At 69.8% G+C, this 23,156-nt stretch carries 22 protein-coding genes; 5 read left to right on the top strand and 17 right to left on the bottom strand.

The annotated features are described in order from the left end of the window. The first annotated feature begins 1 nt into the window (after position 1). A complete protein-coding gene (locus NAM01S_RS32825) occupies positions 2-967 on the top strand; it encodes a helix-turn-helix transcriptional regulator (RefSeq protein ID WP_067793101.1) in 966 nt (321 codons plus the stop codon). A gap of 225 nt (positions 968-1,192) precedes the next feature. Here NAM01S_RS32825 and NAM01S_RS32830 read toward each other — a convergent pair whose 3' ends face one another. Further along, positions 1,193-2,485: a type III PLP-dependent enzyme domain-containing protein gene (locus NAM01S_RS32830; RefSeq protein ID WP_067793103.1), complete on the bottom strand. Its 1,293-nt coding sequence runs from the start codon at positions 2,483-2,485 to the stop codon at positions 1,193-1,195. Positions 2,486-2,599: 114 nt separating this feature from the next. On the opposite strand from NAM01S_RS32830, the gene NAM01S_RS35895 reads away from it, so the two are divergent. Next, positions 2,600-2,827, top strand: a complete 228-nt coding sequence (locus NAM01S_RS35895; protein WP_169810941.1) for a hypothetical protein — start codon at positions 2,600-2,602, stop codon at positions 2,825-2,827. Positions 2,828-3,150: 323 nt separating this feature from the next. Further along, positions 3,151-3,636 (top strand): hypothetical protein, encoded by a 486-nt coding sequence (locus tag NAM01S_RS32840; protein WP_067793107.1) that lies wholly within the window; start codon positions 3,151-3,153, stop codon positions 3,634-3,636. Between the two features lie 366 nt (positions 3,637-4,002). On the opposite strand, the gene NAM01S_RS32845 is transcribed toward NAM01S_RS32840, so the two are convergent. From NAM01S_RS32845 to ppc, 3 genes are all read right to left on the bottom strand, one after another. Continuing rightward, positions 4,003-4,758: a class I SAM-dependent methyltransferase gene (locus NAM01S_RS32845; protein ID WP_067793334.1), complete on the bottom strand. Its 756-nt coding sequence runs from the start codon at positions 4,756-4,758 to the stop codon at positions 4,003-4,005. Between the two features lie 135 nt (positions 4,759-4,893). Continuing rightward, entirely contained in the window at positions 4,894-5,037 is a 144-nt protein-coding gene (locus tag NAM01S_RS35900; protein ID WP_169810942.1) for a hypothetical protein, read from the bottom strand. A gap of 535 nt (positions 5,038-5,572) precedes the next feature. Further along, a complete protein-coding gene (gene ppc / locus NAM01S_RS32850) occupies positions 5,573-8,347 on the bottom strand; it encodes a phosphoenolpyruvate carboxylase (protein ID WP_067793108.1) in 2,775 nt (924 codons plus the stop codon). Between the two features lie 139 nt (positions 8,348-8,486). Between ppc and NAM01S_RS32855 the strand changes: the two genes are divergently transcribed. Then, positions 8,487-8,987 carry a nitroreductase/quinone reductase family protein gene (locus NAM01S_RS32855; protein WP_169810944.1) on the top strand — a complete coding sequence of 167 codons (501 nt, stop codon included), beginning with the start codon at positions 8,487-8,489 and terminating at the stop codon, positions 8,985-8,987. 40 nt (positions 8,988-9,027) lie between these two features. Here the strand turns inward: NAM01S_RS32855 and NAM01S_RS32860 are convergent, their stop codons facing one another. The 9 genes from NAM01S_RS32860 to NAM01S_RS32900 form a co-directional block, all read right to left on the bottom strand. Then, positions 9,028-9,585 carry a sugar O-acetyltransferase gene (locus tag NAM01S_RS32860; RefSeq protein ID WP_067793117.1) on the bottom strand — a complete coding sequence of 186 codons (558 nt, stop codon included), beginning with the start codon at positions 9,583-9,585 and terminating at the stop codon, positions 9,028-9,030. A 32-nt stretch (positions 9,586-9,617) separates the two neighbouring features. Further along, positions 9,618-10,193, bottom strand: a complete 576-nt coding sequence (locus NAM01S_RS32865) for a GTP-binding protein (protein WP_084483525.1) — start codon at positions 10,191-10,193, stop codon at positions 9,618-9,620. A gap of 28 nt (positions 10,194-10,221) precedes the next feature. Further along, a complete protein-coding gene (locus NAM01S_RS32870) occupies positions 10,222-10,557 on the bottom strand; it encodes a DUF742 domain-containing protein (RefSeq protein WP_067793118.1) in 336 nt (111 codons plus the stop codon). After that, the gene (locus tag NAM01S_RS32875) at positions 10,554-10,985 is read right to left on the bottom strand and encodes a roadblock/LC7 domain-containing protein (RefSeq protein WP_084483511.1); all 432 of its coding nucleotides are present in this window, start codon (positions 10,983-10,985) and stop codon (positions 10,554-10,556) included. Before NAM01S_RS32875 ends, NAM01S_RS32870 begins: the two co-directional genes overlap by 4 nt. Continuing rightward, positions 10,982-13,504, bottom strand: a complete 2,523-nt coding sequence (locus NAM01S_RS32880; protein ID WP_253799210.1) for a sensor histidine kinase — start codon at positions 13,502-13,504, stop codon at positions 10,982-10,984. The genes NAM01S_RS32875 and NAM01S_RS32880 overlap by 4 nt, the downstream gene beginning before the upstream one ends. A gap of 491 nt (positions 13,505-13,995) precedes the next feature. Beyond that, complete coding sequence (locus NAM01S_RS32885; RefSeq protein WP_067793120.1) at positions 13,996-15,024, bottom strand: hypothetical protein; 1,029 nt, start codon at positions 15,022-15,024, stop codon at positions 13,996-13,998. A gap of 51 nt (positions 15,025-15,075) precedes the next feature. Further along, on the bottom strand, positions 15,076-15,582 hold the full coding sequence (locus NAM01S_RS36015; protein WP_174554889.1) for a PspA/IM30 family protein: 507 nt from the start codon (positions 15,580-15,582) through the stop codon (positions 15,076-15,078). Positions 15,583-15,622: 40 nt separating this feature from the next. Next, positions 15,623-16,390, bottom strand: a complete 768-nt coding sequence (locus NAM01S_RS32895; RefSeq protein ID WP_067793122.1) for an alpha/beta hydrolase — start codon at positions 16,388-16,390, stop codon at positions 15,623-15,625. 66 nt (positions 16,391-16,456) lie between these two features. Continuing rightward, positions 16,457-16,747 (bottom strand): DUF427 domain-containing protein, encoded by a 291-nt coding sequence (locus NAM01S_RS32900; RefSeq protein ID WP_067793124.1) that lies wholly within the window; start codon positions 16,745-16,747, stop codon positions 16,457-16,459. A 210-nt stretch (positions 16,748-16,957) separates the two neighbouring features. Here NAM01S_RS32900 and NAM01S_RS32905 point away from each other — a divergent pair, with 210 nt between their 5' ends. Next, positions 16,958-17,725, top strand: coding sequence for an SDR family oxidoreductase (locus NAM01S_RS32905; protein ID WP_067793126.1), 768 nt, complete (start codon positions 16,958-16,960; stop codon positions 17,723-17,725). 141 nt (positions 17,726-17,866) lie between these two features. Here the strand turns inward: NAM01S_RS32905 and pheT are convergent, their stop codons facing one another. The 4 genes from pheT to NAM01S_RS32925 all read right to left on the bottom strand — a co-directional run bounded on the left by pheT (position 17,867) and on the right by NAM01S_RS32925 (position 23,143). Then, positions 17,867-20,371, bottom strand: coding sequence for a phenylalanine--tRNA ligase subunit beta (gene pheT, locus NAM01S_RS32910; protein WP_067793128.1), 2,505 nt, complete (start codon positions 20,369-20,371; stop codon positions 17,867-17,869). Positions 20,372-20,420: 49 nt separating this feature from the next. Continuing rightward, positions 20,421-21,497 carry a phenylalanine--tRNA ligase subunit alpha gene (pheS, locus tag NAM01S_RS32915; protein WP_067793129.1) on the bottom strand — a complete coding sequence of 359 codons (1,077 nt, stop codon included), beginning with the start codon at positions 21,495-21,497 and terminating at the stop codon, positions 20,421-20,423. A gap of 267 nt (positions 21,498-21,764) precedes the next feature. Continuing rightward, on the bottom strand, positions 21,765-22,292 hold the full coding sequence (locus tag NAM01S_RS32920; RefSeq protein WP_067793131.1) for a hypothetical protein: 528 nt from the start codon (positions 22,290-22,292) through the stop codon (positions 21,765-21,767). A gap of 26 nt (positions 22,293-22,318) precedes the next feature. After that, positions 22,319-23,143, bottom strand: a complete 825-nt coding sequence (locus NAM01S_RS32925) for a TrmH family RNA methyltransferase (RefSeq protein WP_067793133.1) — start codon at positions 23,141-23,143, stop codon at positions 22,319-22,321. Positions 23,144-23,156: the final 13 nt, after the last annotated feature.

Raw genomic sequence — 23,156 nt, forward strand, 5'->3', positions numbered from 1 at the left:
CATGTTGGAGACCTCGGCGCGCCTGCTGAAACTGCTCGCGTTGCTCCAGACGCATCGCGACTGGACCGGCGCGGAACTCGCCGAGCGGCTCGCCGTCACCGGCCGGACGATCCGCCGTGACGTGGACCGGCTGCGCGAACTCGGCTATCCGGTGCACGCCACCCGGGGCACGGCGGGCTACCGCCTGGGCGCGGGCGCCGCGCTGCCGCCGCTGCTACTCGACGACGAGGAGGCCATCGCCGTCGCGGTCGGGTTGCGCGGCGCGTCCGACGGCACGGTCGCGGGCATCGAGGAGGCCGCGCTGCGGGCGCTGACCAAGCTGGAGCAGGTGCTGCCGCCGCGGCTGCGCCACCGCGTGCGCACCTTGCGCGCGGCCACGGTCCGAGTCGGCGCGCCCGCGGCGACGGTGGAGCCGGACACCCTGATGGCGATCGCCGACGCCTGTCAGCGCCGGGAGCGCCTGCGCTTCGACTACCGGGCGCACGACGGGGCGACGGCGACGCGGGACGTGGAGCCGCACGGTCTCGTGCACTTCAGTCGCCACTGGTATCTGGTCGCCTGGGATGTGGCGCGCGCCGACTGGCGCACCTTCCGGGTGGATCGGCTGACCCCGCGGGTCCCCACCGGCCCGCGCTTCACACCGCGTGAGATACCGGAAGGCGATGCGGCGGCCTATCTTTCGATGCGATTGTCGTCGCGCGCCTGGCCCTTCCGCGCGACCGTGCTGCTGCACGCTTCGGCCGAGGTCGCCGGTCCCCAGGTCTGGCCCGGCATGGGTGTCGTCGAAGCCGTGGACGAGCAGAGCTGCCGCATGCACATCGGCGCGGACACCCCGGAAGCGCTGACCTGGATGATCACCTCCGTCGACCTCGACTTCACGTTGCTCGATGGCCCGCCCGAGTTGGTCGCCGCCCTGCGCGCCCAGGCGGCGCGATGCACGGCAGCGCTGCGTGACCTTCCGGTCTGATCCACCCGCCGCGGGTCGACCGGTCCGGAACCGCCTTCGCTTTCGTACCGTCACCAGTTGCTCAGGACCACAACCGATTTCGATCCCGCGCAAACGCTGCGGCCTACCGCGGGCGCTGTTCCGGACTCGGCGGCAGCGCTTCCAACGGCCGAGCGTCAGATGATCAGCCCACAGCTGAGTCCTATCCCACGCAACGTCGCGGCCTGTTCTCTTGACCCAAGGCACTCAGAAGAAGGTGTGTACCAAGTCGACCACGCGAGGGCGTTCGGCGTCCGCGTCGTCGACGACCGGGATCAGCCGCCATTTGTCGAAGGCCGTGCACGGGTGCGAGAGCCCGAGCCGCACCACCGAGCCGACGGGCAGGTCGGTGGCCGTGGCGCCGGGCAGGCGGACGAAGGCGTGCTGATCGTTGAGCGCGCCGACCGACGCGCCCGGAGGCACCGGCGATCCCGAAACGAGTTGCGGGACAGGCAGTCCCAGATCGTAAGGCAGGTCGCGCTTGCCGCCGTCGAGCAGCGCGAGCTCCGGCTCCGGCCGGGAGAGGGTGCGGGCCCAGCCGTGCATCGCCGCGCGCAGCGGCCGGTCCGTGCGGTCGGCCGCGAGCGGGGAGATGCCCGCGTAGAAGCCGTCGTCGTGGATCAGGTAGGCGCCCGAACGCAACACCACCGTGGTCGGAACGCCTTGCGCGCCATGTTCGTCCGCGAGTCCGGCCAGATGCTCGACGACCAGGTCCTGGTAGGCGCTGCCGCCCGCGGTGACAATCGCGCGGCCCGGATACCGCCCGCCGTCGGCGAATACGCGGTGCAGCCGGGCGAGCTCGTCCAGGTAGCGGTCGACCGCGGCGAGGGCGTCCGCGCCACGGTCGTGGGCCAGCGCGGCCTCGTAGCCGCCGACACCGGCCAGCGTCAGGCGGCGCGAACGCTGGACCGCGTCGGCGATCGCGTGCGCGTCCTCGACTCGGCGGACTCCCGTGCGTCCGTGTGGGCCACCGAGCTCGACGACGACCGCGATGCGGACACCGGGCGCGTCCGCCAGGGCCTCGTCCATCAGCGCGACGGCGGCGACGTCGTCCACCCAGCAATAGAACTCGAAGTCGGCGTCGCGGGCCAATTCCGTTGCCACCCAGCGCAACCCGACCGGATCTAGCAGGGCATTGGCCAGCACGATCCGCGACACGCCGAACGCGCGGGCCAGCTGCACCTGCCAGACGGTGGCCAGCGTGATGCCCCAGCAACCGGCGGCCAGCTGCTCGGACCACAGCTGCGGCGCCATGGTCGTCTTGCCGTGCGGAGCCAGGCGCACGCCCGCCGTGCGAGCACAGTCACCCATGATCGCCAGGTTGGCCGTCATCGCGGCACGGTCCAGGGTCAGCATCGGCGTCTCGAACTCGTCCAGGGACGGCTCGGTCGCCAGGAACTCGTGGACGGTGCGCCCCCACGCCTGAGGCGGCAGCCCCTTGTGCTCGGGACCCAGCACCCGATCGTGGAGTGCGGCAACGGCTTTCGCATCGATCGCCACGGTGCTCCTTTCCGCGGACCCGCACCTCGAGCGTACCGCCGTAGTTGGTAAGCGGTCCCGGGACCGGCACCGCACCCCAGCCGTGACGCAGTAGGCAGGCCGAACCATATGACGATGACCGCCGTTCTCGGCTCGCCAATGCGCCATGAAGTCGACCTCGGGACTGGGCTCGATCTCGCGAGCAGCGAGCTTCGTCAGCGTTTCGCGCGTGAACCGGATGTGGTGGTGAGCCTTCCACACCGCGTGCACGGCACGCTCGCCGCCGTCACGCAGGACAGCGCCGATATCAGTGCCACCGGACAGGTAGCCGAGGTCGGTGGTCTTGAAGTACGAGATTGTTAACGACAAGTTTTCTTGACGATTCGACAAGTTCTCTTGACGCTCATGTGTGCGCTTCCTGGCCGCCGATAAGCCGGCGTTACCGGCGGTCAGGGGGTCAGGGGGTCAGGGAACATCCGCGAGAAAAGTCACGCGAGCAGACCGGTTTCTCGTTCTGCCTGGGTTCAGGTGTCCAGCATCCCTACAGGACTATCCATAGGGCTTACGCATAACTGCTGCGTGGGTGGTCTAGGCTGCGATCTGCTCGACGGATCTGTCCCACCGCCTGCCGACACCGAAAGGCACACATAGTGGTTCGTGGAAGACTTTTCGCTTCGATACTGGCGTTGACCGCCGCTGTACTGGTCAATGTGGCCGGACCGGCCAGCGCAACGACCAGCATATGGATCGGGAGAGCGTTCACAGACGCACACGGCGACTACAGCTGGTGGGTCGTCGCCGAGATCACCTACGTCTGCGAACCCGGCCAGGCCAACGCCCTGTGGGTCAAGGTCGAGTCCGAACGGTTCACAAGCCCGGAAGGCCAACCCGTCCGCATGAAAGACGAGGCGCTGGGTCAGGTGACCTGTGACGGCGAATCTCGGCAGACGAAGGTCAGGGTGCCATTGGGCTACGACTACGGCGAGGGCCCGAATCTCGCGGATGCTCACGACGGCGACGGCAATGAACTCATGACGTATTACTACGATGACCGTGCGGTCGAGATCACCGCCGCGTTCGCCTACCTGCCACCTGACGCCGAGGACATGAGCCAGGTCGAGATCCATATGGACACCACCGAGAACCGGACCCTGACTCTGACTCAGGAATAGTCCTCGGCCCGCCCCGGTCCGCGCCGGACCGCTACGCAGCGTGCGAGCCTGGAACGTGAGAACCGGCCAGATACTCTGGCCGGTTCTCGTTGCGTTCGAGAGCCTCAGGCGTTGAGCTCCCAGAACCAGGGTGCGTCTTCGTGCCAGAGTGCGTCGAGTGGTCGCCCGCTGCCCACCAGGATGTCCTCGCTGTTATCCAGGGCAAAGAGATTGCCCGGGTAAAGTCTGCCGAACGCGCAGAATGCGGAGCGTGATCGCGCATTCCGCCGACTGTGCTGACCGATTCGGACAGCACGACCAGCGGCGTGGCAGGGCGTTCGGCGTGATCGATGTGCTGCTTCGTCGGTGGTGCGAGGTCGCAATGGCTCAGTCTGCCTGGAGGACGAAAAACAGGAAACCCAAGAAACTTTCGCCGATGACTTCACGGAACACCTCCGGAAACACATCGCGGGCCGCAGCCACAGGCGGCGGCTCACTGATAACACTGATGCGAAAACCCGACGCGGTGAAAGCATCGGTCATCGCGTGCAGCGGCCGGTCCCAGAAATGCAACCGGGCGGACTGCCCGCCCAAGGTCCACTCCTCGGTCCGCTCGCGGGTCTGGAAATAGTCGGTTTTCTTCCCAGCCGAGCGTTCGGTGACCCAGATGGCGAAAGGATGCTCGACCGAGACGATGAGCCGACCGCCGGGCTTCAGGACGCGCCGCAACTCTGTCAGTGTCGGTCCCCAGTCCTGCAGGTAGTGCAGCACCAGGGATGCAACGACGTCGTCGAACGCGTCGTCGGGAAACGGGAGTGGGTTCGCGAGGTCGGCGATTCGCAGGTCCGCGTCGGTGCCCAGTCGGCGTCGAGCCACCTCCAGCATTCCGGCACTCGCGTCGATGCCGGTCACCATGGCACCCCGATCGCGCAGTTCAGCGAATAAAGCACCTGATCCGCACCCGGCGTCGAGGATCCGCCGACCGCTCACGTCCCCGGCGAGCTCCAGCACCGCGGGCCGCTCGTAGTAAGCGTTCAGCAGGCTGGTCTCGTTCTCTGCGGTATACCCCTCGGCAATGCTGTCGTAGTTGTACGCCTGGGCGGGATCGGCAGGAAGCGCGGTGCCTTCCGGAACGGGAGTCATGCGGCCCATCCTGGCACGCCCGCACGTGCAGGCGCTGTAAGGCCTTGTCAGGCAACCATTCTGACTACTCGACAATCGTCCACTATCGGCTATTACAGGATGTCGATCCAAGGCGTCCGGAGCGCTGAGATGAGGTCAGAACAGGGTGTCGCGCACCCGCAGCGGTCGGTAGCCGGTAGGGCCGAGCTGGGCGAGTTCGGCGTCGATGTCGACCTCGATCGCGCCGAAGAATGATGTTGGCGCTGTGGGCCGGGGAGATGTGGGCCAGGACCTCGTCATCGATGCGCTGTCCGGACCGGCGCAGCTAAACGGCCAGCCAGGCCGTTTCCCCAGCTCGCGCCACTGACATTCTCATGCGCCCTCGCAACCCCGCTGGTTCGGTCGGCCCGGGAGCACCCACATGGCGATTCCGGACTATTGCGTCGGACGAAAATCGGTAGGCTGCCGATGACGAGAACGGCTGTCGTGAGAGCCCGCGATCGACGACCGCCCGCGCATAGTTGTTCGCCTCCGCGCGCGTCAGTTCGCGCGGGAACGGTCCTCGATCGCGATGGTCCCGCTGCCGGTGTCGCGCGCGATCTACCGCGCGCGAGCGCACCTTTCACCCCGCCGTCGCGCGCGATCGGCGACCGGCGCCCGCGCGAGTGATCGACTTTCCCGCGCGCTCGACCGATCGCGATCGGTGGCACGGAATCCGCACCATCCGGACCTGCGCCGCACCTTCGGCGGGCGCACGAGGAGGCGCCGGTCGAGGTCGCGCTCTGCCACGCCGCGAAACAGGCTTGTGCCGTAGTCCTTTCGCAGGCCGTCGCCGCTACCCCGAATTGCGCAGTGCGGTGGCCAGGCCGTTCATCGTCAACAGGATGCCGCGTTTCACCAACTCCGAGTCATCGCCCGCGCGCAGCCTGCGCAACAGCTCCACCTGCATCTGGTTGAGCGGCTCCAGGTACGGAAAGCGGTTGTGAATGGACTCCGCCAGCGACGGGTTGTCCGCGAGCAGCTGCTCGTGGCCGGTGATGGCGGCGTGCATGCGCAGGGTCCTGGCGTGCTCCTCGCGGATCATGCCGAAGATCTGCTCGCGCAACGCCACGTCGTCGACCAATTCCGCGTAACGCGCGGCGATGTCGAGATCGCTCTTGGCCATCACCTGCGCCAGATTGGACAGCACCGTGCGGAAGAACGGCCAGCGCCGGTACAGATCCGACAGCGTCGCGAGCCGTTCCGGATCGCCGCCGACCCACTCCTCCAGCGCGGCCCCGGTGCCGTACCAGCCGGGCAGCATCACTCGGGCCTGGCTCCAGGACATCACCCAGGGGATGGCGCGCAGATCGGCCACCGAGCTGGTGGGTTTGCGGGAGGCGGGCCTGCTGCCGATGTTCAGATCGCCGACTTCCGCAACCGGCGTCGATTGGCGGAAGTACTCGACGAATCCGGGCGTCTCGTGCACCAGCCGCGAGTAGGCGGCGCGCGCCCTCGCCGCGAGATCGTCCATGAGCTCGTAGGACGGCTCGGCGTCGGCGCCGAGTCCTTCCATGTCCAACAGCGTCGACTCCAGGGTGCCCGCGATGAGCGATTCCAGATTGCGATGCGCCGCACCGGGTTCGGCGTACTTGGCGGCGATCACCTCGCCCTGCTCGGTGAGCCGCAGCGAACCGTGCACCGCGCCAGCGGGCTGGGCGAGGATGGCGTCGTAGCTGCGGCCACCGCCGCGGCCGACGGTGCCGCCGCGACCGTGGAAGAGCCGCAACCGAATTCCCGCCTTGCGGGCGACGTCCACCAGGTCCAGCTCCGCGCGGTACAGCGCCCAGTTCGCGGCAAGGTACCCGCCGTCCTTGTTGGAATCGGAGTAGCCGAGCATGACCTCCTGCCGCATTCCCTTGGCGGCCACCAGTTCTCGGTACACCGGCACCTCGAGCGCCGCGGCGAGCGTGTCCGCGCCCGCCCGCAGATCCTCGATGGTCTCGAACAGCGGGACGATGTTCGCCGAGCAGTGCGGCGGGCCGTCCGGCTCGCCGGGATCGAGCAGGCCGCCCTCCTTCAGCAGCAGCGCCGCCTCCAGCATGTCGCTGACCGAGGTGCACATGCTGATGATGTAGTTCGGCACGGCCTCCGCGCCGAAGGTGTCGACGACGTCCTTGGCTGCCCGCATGATGGCGACCTCACCGGTGGCCAGATCGCTCAACCTGGCGTACGGACCGAGCAGCGGCCTGCGGGTGCGCAGCTCGGCGGCGAGCAGGTCGACCCGCTCGCGCTCCGGCAAGCTCCGGTAGTCGGCGTGCACGCCCGCCCAGGCGAGCAGTTCGGCGACGACCTGCTCGTGCACCTCCGAGTTCTGCCGCATGTCCAGGCCCTGGAGATGGAAGCCGAAGGTCTCGACGGCGTGGCGCAGCGCGGCGAGCCGGTCGTCGGCGAGCAGGCCGTCGCCGGTGGCCCGCATCGAGGCGTCGATGGCGTCCAAGTCGTCGAGCAGGGCGCGCGGTGTGGGATACGGCGCGGCGTCGGTGTCGGTGATCCCGTCGGCGGGCGGCGCACCGAGCGCGGCGGTCGCGGTGGCCGTCAGGCGGGCCCGAATGGCATGCAGCGCACGGCGATACGGTTCGTCGGCGTGCGCGGTCGGATCCGGATAGCCCGCCTCCGCGAGCGCGGCCACCTCCGGGGTCACCCGCACCAGACGCGCGGACTGCGCCAGCGTCTTCTCCAGCTCGACCAGGTCGCGCAGGTAGCGGCCGAACGCCACCGCCGAGGCCTGGGTGGCCGCGTGCCGCACGACATCCGCGGTGACGTAGGGGTTGCCGTCCCGGTCACCGCCGATCCAGGAGCCGGGCCGCAGGATCGGGCGGGTCAGCAGGTCGGCGCCGGGCCAGCGGGAGCGCAGCGCGGCGCGCACCTCGGCGTTGATCGCGGGGATGACGTCGAGCAGGGTCAGCTCGTAGTAGCGCAGACCGACGGCGATCTCGTCCTGAATCCGCAAGCGCGCCAACCGGATCAGGGCCGTGCGCCACAGCGAGAGCACCTGGCGGCGGATGCGCAGCTCCAGGTCGGCGCGCTCCGGTTCGGTCTCGGCGTAGCGCTGGCGGCGGCGCATCAGCTCGGTGATCTTGGTCTGCCCGTCGAACACGGTGCGGCGGCGGGTCTCGGTGGGGTGCGCGGTGATCACCGGCGAGACCAGCGCGTCGGTGAGCAGGTCGGCGACCTCCGCGCCGTTCAGCGCGGCGGCGTCGAGCTTGCGGTAGGTGGCGGCCAACGAGGAGTCCTGCGGCGGTTCCCCCGCGGCGGTGTGCACCGCGCGGCGGCGGTCGCGCTGAATGTCCTCGGCCAGGTTGGCCAGCAGCACGAAATAGGTGAAGGCGCGGATCAGCGGCAGCGCCACCGCGATGTCGACGCCGCGCAGCATCTCCGCGACGGCGCTGCGCCCGACCTCCTCGCGCCGCACCCGGAACGCCTCGATGCGGACCCGCTCGATCAGGTCGAAGACCTCGGGGCCCTCGTGATCACGGATGGTGTCGCCGAGCACGCCACCCAGAAACCGGATGTCGTCGCGCAGCGGCCGGGTCGCGTCCTGTTCGGTCTCGATCCGCGGTTCGGTCATGAGATCGACCCTACTGCCGGTTCCCACCGAACGACGCGACGGACGTGTCAGGATCACACTCCCCCGCGCCGGTGTCGAGACGCCCCGGAATCGCGCCGGTAACGTGGACGGCACAACGGCTCCGAACCCGAGGATTCCGATGGCCGAACGATCCGACAGCGGTCCCGCCGAGCTCAGCCGAACCGGCCGGTTCGCCCACTTCGGTTCCACCAGGTTGACCGCGATCAGCAAGTGGCAGGGCCGGCTGCACAGTCGGCTGTACGCCCGGTTCGGCGGCACCCGGTTCGGCAAGTGGCTCGGTCGGCCCGTGTTCCAGCTGACCGTGCCGGGCCGCAAGACCGGCCTGCCGCGTTCGGTCGTGCTGATGTATATCCCGGACGGCGACGACCTGCTGGTCAGCGGCTCGTTCGGCGGCCACCCGAAGCCGCCCAACTGGTGGGGCAATCTGGTCGCCGCGGGCGGCGGACAGGCGCAGGTCGGTCACGAGACGTGGCCGGTGACCGCGCGGGTGGTGACCGACGACGACGAATACGCGGCGCGCTGGCGGGTCCTTGTCGCCCACTACCCCGACCTCGCGACGTATCAAGCGCTCAGCTCGCGACGTCTGCCGATCGCGGTGCTCAGCCGCGCCGCGGAGTGATCGGCAACTCCACGCATCGGTCGCCGGGTCCGTGGACCGGCTATAGAGTGCGGATCACTCGCGCCGGGTTGCCCGCGGCGAAGACGGCATCGGGGAGGTCGCGGGTGACGACGCTGCCCGCGCCGACCACCGTGTTCGCGCCGACCGTCACTCCGGGGCAGACGATGACGCCGCCGCCGAACCACACGTTGTCGCCGATGGCGATCGGGGCCGCCGACTCCCAGCGCTGCCGTCGCGCCTCGTGGTCGGTCATCGGATGCAGGGCGGTGAGCAGCTGACAGCGGGGGCCGATGGAGACGTCGTCGCCGATGGTGATGGCCGCGCAGTCGAGCAGGATGGCGTCGTAGTTGAGGAAGCTGTTAGCGCCGATCTCGATGAGATAGCCGTAGTCGCACTGGAACCGGGGCATGATCCAGGACCCCTCCCCCAGCTTGCCCAGCAACTCGCGCAGCACCTGCTCGCGCCGCGCGGTCTCGTCGGGGGCGGTCCTGTTGAACTCGTCGCACAGCGACTGCGCACGCTGCCGCTCCGCGACCAGCTCGGGATCGCTGTCCTTGTACAACTCCCCGCGCAGCATCCGCTGCTTGTGCTCGCCCATTCGCCCCACGCTAGCCGAGCGGCGCGGCCGGGTCAGCCAACCTCCCGCGCCGTCCGGTGCGGCGCCGAAAGACGGTGCAGCAGCACCTGTTCCAGCAGACCGACGAGCACCTGCTTGACCGACTCGCGCCGTCGCGCGTCACATTCCAGGACGGGGATCCACGCGTCGAGTCCCAGCGCCTCGCGCACCTCGTCGAGCTCGAAGCACGCGCCGCGCTCGAAGCGGTTCACCACCACGACGAACGGGGTGTCGTGCTCCTCGAAGTAGTCCAGCACCGGGAAACAGTCCTCGATCCGGTCGGTGTCCACGACGAGGACCGCGCCGAGCGCGCCGTCCACCAGGTCGTCCCAGAGGAAGACGAAACGGTCCTGGCCCGGCGTGCCGAACAGGTAGAGGATGAGCGAACTGTCCAGCGTGATGCGCCCGAAGTCGAGCGCGACGGTGGTCTGCGTCTTGTCCGCGCGGTGGCCGGGATCGTCGACGCCGACCGCCATCTCGGTCATGGCGGCTTCGGTGACCAACGGCTCGATCTCGGAGATGGCGCCGATGAAGGTGGTCTTGCCGACGCCGAAACCGCCGCTGACGACGATCTTCACCGACGAAGGCAGCGCCGGTTCCACGAGCGGAACCGCCGCGTCAGAGTGCCCGTACAAGATCCCTGATCCTCTCGATGGCTGCGGTGGAGAGTTCCTGGGCGTCGCGGACCGTCACGTGGCCCGCGGCCACGAGATCGCTGACGATCACCTTCGCGACGCCAACCGGCACCCGCAGCGCGGTGCCGACCTCGGCGATGGAATGCGGCCGCTGACACAGCCGCACCACGGTGCGCTGCTCGAAGCGCAGCGGGGCCGAGAGCGCGGCGGGCGGCGCCTGCACCAGGGTTTCGATGCGCAAACCGTCCAGCAACGGGGTGGTGCGCCCCGCGGTGAGGACGAACGGACGCACGAAGGCGTCGGCGGCCGAATCCCTCATCTGCGCAACGTCTCTCTGAGTTCCGAGATCAGAGCCGGATCGAGCAGGGTGCCCGCGCGTTCGGCGAGCACCGCCATCTCGTAGCCCACCAGCCCGACGTCGCAGCCGCCCTCGGCGATCACTCCGAGGCAGCTGCCGTCGCCGAGCGCGGAGACCAGCAGGAAGCCGCGCTTCATCTCGATCATGATCAGCTTCAGGCCGTCGAACTCGTAACTGCGCGAGGCGCTTCTCGCCAGACTCGCCAGACCCGACACCATGGCGGCGAGCCGGTCTCCGCCTGCGCGGTCCAAGCCGTCCGACATCGCGATGAGCAGGCCGTCGGAGGAGACGGCGACGGTGTCGCGGACGCCATCGGTGTCGCGAACGAAGTTGGCGAGCAGCCAGTTGAAGGTGTGCGGGTCGGCGGTCTGCGGCAGGTGTGTGGTCACGGGCTCCCCTTCAGGATCGTCGTTGCTACTGCGGTGGTCTCGGCCGGATCGGCGGTGCGCGTGCGTGTTTCGACGCGCGGAGCGGGATCGCTGCCGCGCTGGTGGCCGGTGCGGAAGGCCGCGAGCATGCCGCGCACCTCGTCCGGTGAACGTTCGACGGCGGGGGCGGCGGGTGGGCGCTGGACGGATCGGCGCTGAGCGGCGCTCTCCGCCGCGGGGCGAGTTCGCTTGGTGCGCTTGACCAGTCCGTTGCGCGTGCGTTGCACCGTTGGTTGCTCGTCGCCCGAAGGAGCGCGGAACCAAGGGGATTCGCCCTGGTCGGCAGGTAGTCGAGTGTCACTAACGCCCACGGCTCGGTGCCGGGGACCGATAGTGGCGGAAAGCGCGTGCGCAGAGGGAGATTCGCGCCGAACCACTCCGGTACCGACGCCGGGCCGTCCCTCGGCCATCGAGGAGCCGACGGCCCGCGTCGACCGCTCGGCCATACCATGTCGGGCGCCGTTCACCTCGGAGGAATCCGGTGTCGCGCGACCGTCTCCGACGCCGTTTGCCTCGATGGACGCCGGGTGCGGCGCTGGCGCCAGCGGACCGGTGCGTTCTCCTGCCGCGCCGACCCGTGACAGCGGTTCTCCAGCCGCTTTCCCGCCGCCGCCCGAACCGGCCGGCCCGGACGACGAATTGTCTTGTCCCCCGAGAAGTTCCGTCGGCAGCAACAGCCGCGCCACGATGCCGCACACGGGCGCGACCGTCAGTTCGACGTCGATGCCCAGCCGCTTGGCGAGCCTGCCCACCACGTAGTGACCGAGGTAGCGGGTCGGGGCGACCATGAAATCGCGATCGCCGCGCAGACGAGCGTTGGCCTCGGCCAGCTGGTCCGGTGGCAGGCCGACGCCGTGGTCGACCACCGCGAGCAGGTACCCGCCGGGCAGCTTCCTGCCGTGGATCTCGACTTCCAGATCCGGTGGGGAGAAGGCGAGTCCGTTCTCGATCAATTCGGCGAGCATGTGCGCGAGCTCGCTGACCACCGCGCCCGCGACGGTCACCTCATCGATGCGGCGCAGCACGACCCTGCGGTAGTCGTCGACTTCGGACAGGCCAGCGCGTATCACGTCGGTGAGCGCGATCGGTTCGGCCCAGCGCCGCGGACTGCCCTCGCCGACCAGCACCAGCAGGCTCTCGGCGTTGCGGCGCATGCGGGTGGCGAGATGGTCCAGTTCGAACAGATTCGACAGCGCCTTCGGATCGAGTTCCTCGCGTTCGAACTCGCTGATCAGACCGAGCTGGCGCCGGACGAGATTCTGATTGCGGCGGGCCAGATTCGCCATGGACTCGGTGCTGTTGCGGCGCAGCAGCGCCTGTTCCGAGGACAGGTCGTAGGCGGTGGCCTGCACGCGATCCAAAGCGGTTGCGACAGCCGCGATCTCGACCGCGGCGCCGGGCGGCGTCCGCACCGGCCGCGGTCGATCCGGCTGCGTGTCGCCACCGGCGTGCCACGCGGCGATCACCTCGGGCAGCCGCCGCCCCGCGACGTCGTCGGCCTCGGCGGCCAGCACGGCGAGCGGCCGCACGATGGCGCGCACGCCTGCCACCACCAAGGCGATCTCGACCGCGATCGCGAGCAGCGCGGCGATCAGGAACCCCGCGAGGGTCAGCGCCGCGGTCCGGCGCAGCTCGGCCGCGCGCTGTCGCACCGCGTCGCCGACGGCCTGCTGCACGGCGCGCTGGTCATCGATGACGGCCGTCATCTGCGTCCACCACATGCTCGGATCCACCCGGCGCGGCAGCGGCCCGCCGCTGGAATCGATGGCCACGCGCTCGGATTCGGCCGCGTTGGTCGCGTCGGCTCCGCGCAGTACGGTGTCGAGCAGCTCCCGCTGCGCGGCGGTGGCGTCGCGCGCGAACGCGGCGAGCGCAGCCGTCTTGGCGGCCCGGATGTCGAGGAAGTGCACGTACTCGCCGGGCTCGAAGCCGTCGGCGGCGAACACCCCGTTGAGGAAGCCGCGCTCGCGCGCCGTCTGCTCCTTCGCCTCGCCGAGCGCGTACAGCGCGAGCAGACCGTGCCGCACCTCGGCGTCGCGAGCCTGGTCCAGACCAAGCCGAGGACGGTTCAGCGCGTCGATGGAATCGGTGTAGAACTGGAACGCGGCCGCCCGGCCGATCCGGCCCGCGTCGACTTGGGCGCGGACCGCGGGCAATCCGGCGAGCTGACCGACCGCGACCCGGATCTCATCGGAACCCGATGCGCCACGGGACAATTCGGCGTCGAGCGCGCGTAGCGCCCGGTCGGTCGCCGCGCGCTGGTCGGCGACGGCCTGGTGCAGCCGGATGTCGCCGCCGAGCAGTCCGTTGCTCAGACCGCGCTCCCGCTGCGCCTCGTGCAACAGGTCCTGGACGACCAGCGCCAGCGAGACCGCGTCCACGGTGTTCCCGCTGCGCTGGAACGCCTGAACCTCCCTGGCGAGGGTGATGCCGAGCAGCGTGAGCACCAAAGTCAGCGAGACGAACAGGATTCTGGCCAATCGGCCCCGAATGGTGCGCGGCCGAACTATCCTTCCGACACCGGCGGGTTCCGACGCGGCGGCCGAAACCATTGCCGCGCCGCCTGTTTGCGGCCTCGAACGCACACGTACCACCCCGCTCCTCGCGAACTGCGACCGCGACGGTTCGGGGACGAACGCGCGGAATCAGGAGCAAGCTGTCACAGCACAGCGGGGGGTGTCAACGCGAAAATCCGACAAAACGGACACCGGTCACCATTCTAAACACGCTGGTAATCCAGTATTTTCGCGGTTTCGATCCGCTCACACCCCGCCGCCCGCGACGGTGACCGCGGCACAGGTGAAGTGCACCACATCAGCACCTTCGCAAAGCCATCCCGGTGGCGTCGAATACCGAGCCATCGGCTTCGAATACCCGCGACGGCACCTTCGAAACCGCGCGAGGAATCATCGGAAACCGCACCGACGCTGTCGAAAGCCGCTTCAGTGGCTCACAACACGTCGCCGAGTCCTCAGCCGATCGCGTCGGCGAGGATGCCGAGCACGGCGTCCGAGGTGTAGAACGGCTCGAGCCGCTCGCGAATCAGCTTGGCCAGCACACCGTTTCGCTTCGCGCCCTCGATCACCGCAGGACCGTAGCGCAGGATCTCGGTGGCGATGTCGTCGCCGGAAAGGCCCAGCTCCGGCAGCATGGCCGCGAGCGTGTAGTCGCCGTACTTGGCGTAGAACACCTCGACACACTCCTCGACGAGCAGGCCGAAGTACTCCTTCTCGCGGGTGGTCACGGCGATCTCGTAGCAGAGCAGCACGAGTTCGTTGAGATCCTTCTGGGTCAGGTACTCGCGCAGGCCGCTGACCGGCTCGTCGGCGTGCAGATCCCAGAACTCCATGGCGGCCGAGTGCACGGGTGCGTCGCGCAGCATCTCGCGGATCGCGTTGTTGGTGCGCTTGAGCGCGAACATCGCGCCCTTGCCCGCGAGATCGCCGACGAAGGTGCCGTCGGCGGCCTTCTTGGCGCGGTTGGCGGCCGACTGACCCAGCGACATGAGCGAGGAGACGCCGGGGATCTTCTCGGCGCGTTCCCGGTTGGCCTGCATGAAGTCGTTGATCAGCTTGTCGACGAACTTCGAGGCCACGGTGGCGACCAGCGGGCTCTCGGTGAGCCGGTCCAGGATGCGCTCCTGGGCCTGGTGCATGCCGAAGATCTTCTCCAGCAACGCCTCCACCGGCTCCCGCTCGACCACCTCGCCGAGGGTGTAGTCGTGGTTGGCCGCGATGTTGTCGTAGATCGAGTCCGCGAACACCCCGACCATGTCGGCAAGGACGGGACTGCCGCCGATCAGGTCGACGATTGTCGCGACCGTCTGCTTCGCCTGGTCGATCTCCACGACTTCGCGGAACAGGAGCGTGTCGGCGACGCCGAGCACCGCTTCGACATCGCGGGCGACCACCTCGGCGAAACGGTCGCCGGTCACCTCGGCGAGCAGCCACTCCACCTGGGCATCCAGCAGCCGTTCGGCGATCTCACGCGGCTCGCTCATCGAAATTCCACCCATTCGTTCTCGGTCCGGCACAGGTCGGACCAGCGCGGGTCAGCCCGCGTCGTTGCCGCGCAGCGATTTCCGTATCTGGTCCAGACGTTCCCGCGCGGCCTTCTCGCGCGCGGCGAATCGTTCGTCGGCGCTGCGGCCCGCCGGGGTCTGCCGGTCGAGCTCACCCATCCCCTGCGCAGTGCCGAAGCGCTGCTCGACCTTATCGCGAACCGACTCGAAAGTAGGCACCCCGGATGGCGAATATCCGCCGGTCTCGGGCGGTGCGGTGATACCGGTCGGTTGAACCGGTACCGCCGGTACCGGGAAACCGCCTCCGACCTGCCCGGATGCCGACGCGTCCGCGACGCTGTCATAAACCGAAGCGCCGGACGTGGCGGGACTCACATCGGACCCGGTGCTCGTATCACCCGCCCCGATCAGCTCGTCAAGGGCCGCGCGGACGGCCCAGAACGTCGAGCGCCCCTCCACCGCGGCGCGCAACGTCGCCGCCAGTTCCGCGTCCGGCAGGGCGGCGAGTCGGGCGAGGATTTCTCTCGTATCGCTCATAACGCCAGGCTACGCACCGGAACAGACCGCTCGCCCCGTGCTATTCGGCGAGCACCTCCATCGCCCAGGCCCGCAGGGTGGCGGGCCATTCGGCGCCGAGCAGCGCGATGAGGTCGTTGTGCCCGCCGCCCGGCACCACCACGAGCCGTTTCGGTTCCGGCGCCGCGGCATACAACCGCTCGGCATTGCGCAGCGGTAGCAGTTCGTCTTGGTCGCCGTGCATGATCAGCACCGGCGCGGTGAGTCCGGCGATCCTCCGCAGGTTCGGGTAGGCGTCGGGGATCAGCGGGCGCGGCAGGAACGGGTAGATCGACCCGGCCGCGTCACGGATGCCGGTGAAGGTCGACATCAGCACCAACCCGGCGGGCGGATGCGCCACGGCCAGCTCGAGCAGCACACCGCCGCCCAGCGACTTGCCCAGGTACAGCACCCGATTCGGGTCCACCTCCGGCCGGGCGAGCAGCGCGGCGCGCGCCGCACGCGCGTCGAGGTAGGTGCCGTGCTCGCTGGGTCGTCCGGTGCTGCGGCCGTAGCCGCGGTAGTCGAAGGCGAGCACGTCGAAGCCCGCGGCGACCAGCAGCGCGAAGATCGCGACCCGGTCGCCGATATTGCCCGCGTTGCCGTGCGCGAAGAGGACGTGCCCGATCGAGCGCGGCGCGGGCAACCACCAGGCGTGCAGCGTCTCACCGTCGTCGGTCCGCGGGGACAGGTCGATGTAGTCCAGGCCGACCGCGGCGGGCGTCTGCCAGACCTGCCGCTCCGGCAGGTAGGTCAGCGCGTTGAGGATCCGAGCCGCGGGATGTCGCATGCAGACGTTCTTACCCCGCCCGGCCCGGGTGAGTCTGCCCGACCCGCCCCGACTCGGCGGCCGGGTTCAGTCGACGACCACGTCGACGCCGCGCCAGAACGCCACCCGGTCGCGCACCATCTCGGCGTCCGGCTTGGGTGTCGGGTAGTACCAGGCGGCGTCGGGGTTGCGCTCGCCGTCGACGGTCACCGTGTAGTAGGACGCGGTGCCCTTCCACGGGCAGATCGTGTGGTGTTCGCTGGGCTCGAAGTACTCGCGGCGCACGGCGTCCGCGGGAAAGTAGTGATTGCCCTCCACCACCACGGTGTCGTCGCTCTCGGCGAGCACCGTCTCGCGCCATACCGCTCGTACGGTCATCGGACCTCCCGGTCGTCGGAGGAAAGCTGCCAACCGCCACGCTACTCCCGAACACCCCGCCGCCTGCCGCCGCGAGCGCCGATCCCGGAGCGACCGTTTCGCAACGCCCGTGTCGTGTTGCCCGTGTCACACGGCTGCTCCGTCACAAGGGCACGATCTCCGGCGTCTTGTGTTCGTTCAGCACACAGCACCCACGAGTGAGGACGAACCATGAACGAGCCCAACGGAAATCGAACGATCGCCTTGGTCACCGGGGCCAACAAGGGGATCGGCCGTGCGGCCGCCGAGGCACTCGCGGCGCAGGGCGCGATAGTCCTGATCGGTGCGAGAGACCGGCGACGCGGCGAAGAGGCCGCCGCGGCGCTGCGCGTGGCAGGTGGCAGTGTGCACGCGATCGCCTTGGACGTCACCGACTCGAGCACCGTCCAGGCCGCCGCGACGTACGTCGAGGAACGCTTCGGGCAGCTCGACGTGCTGATCAACAACGCGGGAATCACCGGCTCCGGGCAGGTGTCCCCGGAAGACGCCCACGACCAACTCCCCAGCACGGTCGATCTGGACATGGTCCGGTCGGTGTTCGAGACCAACGTCTTCGGGGTGATCGCGGTGACCAATGCCATGCTGCCGCTGTTGCGGCGCTCGCGAGCACCGCGCGTCGTCAACGTCAGCAGTCACGCCGCGTCCCTGGCCCTCACGAGCGATCCGGACGGCCCCTTCGCGTCTCTCCTGCCGTCGGCGGCGTACACGCCGTCCAAGGCGGCGCTCAACGCGCTGACCGTGCAATACGCCAACGAGTTGCGCAAGGACGGCATCCTCGTCAACGCTGTCGCCCCTGGTTACGTCGACACCGATAGCAACAACCACACCGGGTTCCTGACGCCCGCGGAGGGCGCGGCGGTCTTGGTGCGCCTGGCTACGCTCGGCGCCGACGGGCCGACCGGTGGCTTCTTCGGTGCGGACGGCCCGGTGCCCTGGTGACGACCGGCCCTGGTCACACAACGGCGTCCTTACCCGATCCGGGCAGGACGCCGTTGCGCGTCTGTCGTCGATCCACCTGATGAGCGCAGGCGGGCGAAGTCCGCCTCGGCCCGCGTGGCCGGAGCGAATGCGGCGGTACGGCTAACCGCGCAGGACCGCGCCCACCGCCTCGGCGGCCGAGGCGACCGCGGCGTCGCGGGCGGCGCTCGCCTCGTCCTCGGTCAGCGTGCGATCGGCGGCGCGGAAACGCAGGGCGTAGGTGAGGGACTTGCGACCCTCGCCCGCCTGCGCGCCCTCGTACACGTCGAACAGGGCGATGTCCTCGAGCAACTCGCCGCCGCCGGTGCGCAGCGCGGCCTCGACCGAGCCGGCGGGCACCGACTTCTCGACGCTCACCGACACGTCCTGCAGCACCGCCGGGAACGGCGACACCACCGGAACCGGACGGGACTCGCGCAGCGGCAGCGCGTCCAGGTTCAGCTCGAGCGCGCAGGTGCGCGGCGGCAGGCCGGAACGTTCCAGCACGGCCGGGTGCAGTTCACCGGCGTGGCCGACGACCTGGCCGTCCACCACCAGCTCGGCGCAGCGGCCGGGATGCCAGGGCAGGTGCGCGCCCGCGCGACGCTCGATGGTCACGCCCGCCGCGTCCGCGATGGCATCGGCCAAGGCGAACGCGTCGGCGGCCTCGGCTTGCCGTCCTGGACCCCACGGCCCGCGCGGCTCGCGGCGGCCGGTCAGCACGGCGCCGACGTGCACCGGCTGGGCGGGCAGCGAGTCGATCAGCTCGGCGATCTGCTCGTCGGTCGGACGACGGTCCACCGCGAGCGCCTCGACGGCCCTGGTGTTCGGACCGGGCAGCACCACCTGGGCGATGCCGTAGATCGTCAGGTCGCGGGCGCCGCGGGAGATGTTGCGGGCGGCCACCTCGAACAGACCGGGCAGCAACGTGGTGGCCAGTTCGGCGCGCTCCACGTCGAGCGGGTTGAGCACCCGGGTGGTGGTGCGGCGCGGATCGTCGGCGTCCAAGCCCCAGGTGTCGAACACGCCGGCGGGCAGGAACATCGGCGGCGGCACCTCGACGCCACCGGCGAAGGCCAGCGCCCGGCTGACCGCGCGGCGACGGCGCTGCGCGGCGGTGAGTCCGCGCCCGGCCGGGGCGGTCGGCAGCACCGAGGGGATCTGCTCAAGCCCCTCGAGCCGGAGTACCTCCTCCACCAGGTCGGCGGGCTGGGCCAGGTCGGGCCGCCAGCTCGGCGGAGTGACCACGAGCTGACCGTGTCCGGTCTCCTCGTTCACCGCCACCTCGACGGTGCAGCCGATCTGGGCGAGTCGGCGCGCGGACGTGCCGGTCGGGTACGTGACACCCGCGACGCGGTCGGCCAGGTCGATGTCGATGCGGATCGGCTCCGCGGGCGGCGTCGGCACCCGCACGTCGGTGAGCACGGGCTCGATGGTGCCGCCCGCGATCTCGGCGAGCAGGGTGGCGGCCCGGTCCAGCGCGACGACGTTGATCTCGGGATCGACCACGCGCTCGTAGCGCTTGCCCGCCTCGGACACCAGTTTGTGCCTGCGCGCGGTGCGGTAGACGAGCAGCGGGTTCCAGGTGGCCGCCTCGAGCACCACGTCGGTGGTCTGCGAACCGACCTCGGTGCTCGCGCCGCCCATCACGCCCGCCAGCGAGACCACACCGGAATCGTCGGCGATCACCACGTCCTCGGCGTCGAGCACCCGCTCCACCTCGTCGAGGGTGCGCAGCGACTCGCCCTTGTGCGCGGTGCGGACCACCAGGCCGCCGGTGAGCTTGTCGGCGTCGAAGGCGTGCAGCGGCTGGCCGAGCTCGAGCATGACGTAGTTGGTCACGTCGACCGCAGGGGAGATCGGGCGCACGCCCGACAGCAGCAGCCGCCGCTGCAGCCACCACGGGCTGACCGCGTTCGGGTCGATGCCGGTGACCCGGCGCACCGCGAAGCGGGTGCACTTGGAGGAGGGCTCCAGCTTCACCGACCAGGCGTCGGCCTCGTCGTCGGGCAGCGTCCGCACCGCCGGGTCGGCGTACTCGAGATCGAAGCCGCAGGCCAGCTCGCGCGCCAAGCCGCGCACCGAGAAGCAGTAGCCGCGGTCGGGCGTGATGTTCAGCTCGATGACGGTGTCGTTCAGGCCTAGCAGCTCGTTGGCGTCCGTGCCCGGCTCGGCGGTGCCCGGCTCCAGCACCAGGATGCCGGAGTGGTCCTTGCCGATGCCGAGCTCGGCGACCGAGCAGATCATGCCGTTGGAGACGTGGCCGTAGGTCTTGCGCGAGGAGATCTTGAAGCCGCCGGGCAGCTCGCCGCCGGGCAGCACCACGACGACGAGATCGCCGACGGCGAAATTCCGTGCGCCGCAGACGATTTCCTGCAGCTCGGGGTTGCCGACGTCGACCTTGCAGAAGCGGATCGGCTTCTTGAACTCGGTCAGCTCGGTGATCTCGGCGACGCGGCCGACCACCAGCGGCTTGTCGATGTCACCGGTCACCCGCTGGAGCTTGTCGACCTCTTCGACTTCCAGACCCACGCGGACGAACCCGGCATCCAGTTCCTCCGGCGTCACCGACCACTCGGGCGTGGTGCGCTGGATGATCTCGGTCAGCCAGGACTGCGCTACTCGCACTTGAGGTTTCGCTCTCTCGATCGAAGGGAGTTCGGGAATCGGGCCGGTGCTACGACCGGATGCCGAAGGGCAGGGTGAACCGCACGTCGCCCTCGACGATGTCGCGCATGTCCGGGATGCCGTTGCGGAACTGCAGGGTGCGCTCCAGGCCCATGCCGAACGCGAACCCGCTGTACACCTCGGGATCGATGCCGCTGGCGATCAGCACCTTCGGGTTCACCATGCCGCAGCCGCCCCACTCGACCCAGCCCGCGCCGCCCTTCTTGTCCGGGAACCAGACGTCCACCTCGGCGGACGGCTCGGTGAACGGGAAGTAGTTCGGGCGCATGCGGGTGCGCGTCTCCGGGCCGAAGAGGGCACGGGCGAACGCGTCCAGTGTGCCGCGCAGGTGCGCCATGGTCAGGCCCTTGTCCACCGCGAGGCCTTCGACCTGGGAGAACACCGGCGTGTGGGTGGCGTCCAGCTCGTCGGTGCGGAAGGTGCGGCCCGGGCACACCACGTAGATCGGCAGGTCGCGCTCGAGCATCGAACGCACCTGCACCGGGGAGGTGTGGGTGCGCAGCACCTGGCGCGAACCCTCCGGCGCGATGTGGAAGGTGTCCTGCATGGTGCGAGCCGGGTGGTCGGGCAGGAAGTTGAGCGCGTCGAAGTTGAAGTGCTCGGTCTCCACCTCGGGACCCTCGGCGACCTCCCAGCCCATCGCGACGAACACGTCGGCGATCTGCTCGGAGATGACGGTGATCGGGTGGCGCGCGCCGTCCGGGAGACGGCGGGCGGGCAGCGTGACGTCGATGGTCTCGGCAACCAGCACGGCCGCGTCGCGCTCGGCGAGCAGCACCGCGCGGCGCGACTCGAACGCCTCGGAAACCCGCGCCCGCGCCACGTTCACCCGCTTGCCCGCGTCGGCCTTCTCCGACTTGGGCAGCCCGCCGAGCGCGCGCTGCGCAAGGGCGAGCGGCGCTTTGCCGCCGAGATGCTCGGTCTTGGCCACCGCGAGAGCGTCCAGATCGGCGGCCGCCGCGAACGCCTTCTCGGCCTCGGCCGCCGCCGCGGCCAGCGCCTCCTCGGTCAGCGCGGTGACTTGCCCCTCGGCGTTCTGCTCGACTCCCGTGTTGTCGTCGGCCACGATCGTTCGTCTCTCCCCTGGGGATCGGTTCGCGGGTCCGGCTTATTGCCTACCCACATTGCTGCTGGTGGAATCCTATTGGATCGGCTGTGTCCGAATCACGCGGATTACCCGCTACCGGCGCGGCGAGTGTGCTAGAGCCACCGATCGGGTCCATGGAACCGGGCATCCGCGCAGGTATGCGCCTCGCCCGGCGCGAGCGGTCGCGTCGGCGGCGTGATCGCCCGTCGGCTCGCCAGAACCCGCTCGGACCTTCCATCCGGCCGGTCACCAGAGCGGTTCGTACACCGCCTCGCCGTCCAGATCGGGGGCGACGGGCAGGAAGTCCGGGACCGTCCGCGCGGCGCTGGCCCGCATCTTGGCGACCGCCTCCTCCACGCCGGGCGCGGCGATGCCGAGCCGGTCGAGCAGTTCCGCGCGCACCTCGAGGAACTCGGGCCGATCTACGGCGAACTCCTCCTCCAGCTCGGCCACCGGACGGCCCGCGCCGAGATCGCGCCAGTACGGGTAGGTCGCGATCAACGTGACCGCCTCCACCAGATCGGCGGCGAGCAGGACCGCGCCGCCCTCGGAATCGGCGTACAGCACCGGGCGCTCCGTCCCCGGCGCGCCGCACAGGAAGAACGTGCCGCCCGCACCGTCACCGGCGATCGGCGTGAGCGGCGTTCCGTTCGGCAGCCGCAGGTCCTCGACGGGCTCGCGGCGCGTGACGTCGAAGTCACTCGGCCAGGCCAGCAGCCCGGCCAGTTCGGGATCGCCCTCGATCCGGCGCAGCAGTTCGTCCCCGGCGCTCATGATCGAACCCTAGAACGCCCCCGCCCCTACCGGTAGCGGACTCGCGAATTCGCGTACAGGCAGATGGCGGCGGCGGTCGCGAGGTTGAGGCTCTCGGCGCGGCCGCGGATAGGGATGCGGATGCGGTGGTCGGCGCGGGCGGCGACGGCGGGGTCGAGGCCGTGCGCCTCGTTGCCGAACAGCCAGGCGACGCGGCCGGTGAACAGGTCGTCGGCGTCGTCGAGATCGATCTCGCCGTCGGCGGCGGTGGCCAGAATCGTGATCCCGGCGGCGGCCAGCGCGTCAAGCGTTTCGGCGACGTCGCGGTGCCGGGCGATCGGGACGTGGAACAGACTGCCCGCGCTGGCGCGCACGCACTTGCCGTTGTGCGGGTCGACGGTGTCGCCTGCCAGCACGACCGCGTCGGCGCCGACCGAATCCACCACCCGGATGAGCGTGCCCGCGTTGCCAGGCTCGGCGATCTCGACCGGCACCGCGAGCATGCGCGGCTCGCCGGTGAGCACCTCGTCGAGCCCGACGTCGACCAGCTCGCACACGGCGACCAGGCCGGGCGCGGTCACGGTCTGCCCCAGATGCTCGGCCGCGCGCTCGCTCACCAGCGTGGCCCGCACTCCGTCGGCGACCGCGCCCGCGATCAGCGCGTGGTCGCGTTCCGCGGCCGACGGCGAATAGAACAGCTCACGCACCCGGCCGGTCGCCAGTGCCGCGGTGACCGAGTTCGCGCCCTCGGCGAGGAAAAGCCCGGTCTTGCGACGCTGCGGCGCGCGGTGCAGCTTGACAGCGGAAACGACCCGCGGGTTGCGCTCGGAGAGCGCGTCCGCGGGTCGTTCCGAAAGGTGTCCCTTGGTCAACAGGGTCGGCCGG

The sequence above is a fragment of the Nocardia amikacinitolerans NBRC 108937 genome (assembly GCF_001612615.1).
In the GTDB taxonomy this organism is placed as follows: Bacteria; Actinomycetota; Actinomycetes; order Mycobacteriales; family Mycobacteriaceae; genus Nocardia; species Nocardia amikacinitolerans.

Excerpts from the sequence above, each read along its gene's own strand:
- NAM01S_RS32825 (WP_067793101.1), top strand. The coding sequence starts at position 2 with ATGTTGGAGACCTCGGCGCGCCTGCTGAAACTGCTCGCGTTGCTCCAG.
- NAM01S_RS32860 (WP_067793117.1), bottom strand. The coding sequence starts at position 9,585 with ATGGGCGAGCACAAGCAGCGGATGCTGCGCGGGGAGTTGTACAAGGAC.
- ppc (WP_067793108.1), bottom strand. The coding sequence starts at position 8,347 with ATGACCGAACCGCGGATCGAGACCGAACAGGACGCGACCCGGCCGCTG.
- NAM01S_RS32845 (WP_067793334.1), bottom strand. The coding sequence starts at position 4,758 with ATGACTCCCGTTCCGGAAGGCACCGCGCTTCCTGCCGATCCCGCCCAG.
- NAM01S_RS36015 (WP_174554889.1), bottom strand. The coding sequence starts at position 15,582 with ATGAGCGATACGAGAGAAATCCTCGCCCGACTCGCCGCCCTGCCGGAC.
- NAM01S_RS32905 (WP_067793126.1), top strand. The coding sequence starts at position 16,958 with ATGAACGAGCCCAACGGAAATCGAACGATCGCCTTGGTCACCGGGGCC.
- NAM01S_RS32920 (WP_067793131.1), bottom strand. The coding sequence starts at position 22,292 with ATGAGCGCCGGGGACGAACTGCTGCGCCGGATCGAGGGCGATCCCGAA.
- NAM01S_RS32885 (WP_067793120.1), bottom strand. The coding sequence starts at position 15,024 with ATGAGCGAGCCGCGTGAGATCGCCGAACGGCTGCTGGATGCCCAGGTG.
- NAM01S_RS32900 (WP_067793124.1), bottom strand. The coding sequence starts at position 16,747 with ATGACCGTACGAGCGGTATGGCGCGAGACGGTGCTCGCCGAGAGCGAC.
- NAM01S_RS32870 (WP_067793118.1), bottom strand. The coding sequence starts at position 10,557 with ATGAGGGATTCGGCCGCCGACGCCTTCGTGCGTCCGTTCGTCCTCACC.
- NAM01S_RS32855 (WP_169810944.1), top strand. The coding sequence starts at position 8,487 with ATGGCCGAACGATCCGACAGCGGTCCCGCCGAGCTCAGCCGAACCGGC.
- NAM01S_RS32895 (WP_067793122.1), bottom strand. The coding sequence starts at position 16,390 with ATGCGACATCCCGCGGCTCGGATCCTCAACGCGCTGACCTACCTGCCG.
- NAM01S_RS35895 (WP_169810941.1), top strand. The coding sequence starts at position 2,600 with ATGACCGCCGTTCTCGGCTCGCCAATGCGCCATGAAGTCGACCTCGGG.
- NAM01S_RS35900 (WP_169810942.1), bottom strand. The coding sequence starts at position 5,037 with ATGACGAGGTCCTGGCCCACATCTCCCCGGCCCACAGCGCCAACATCA.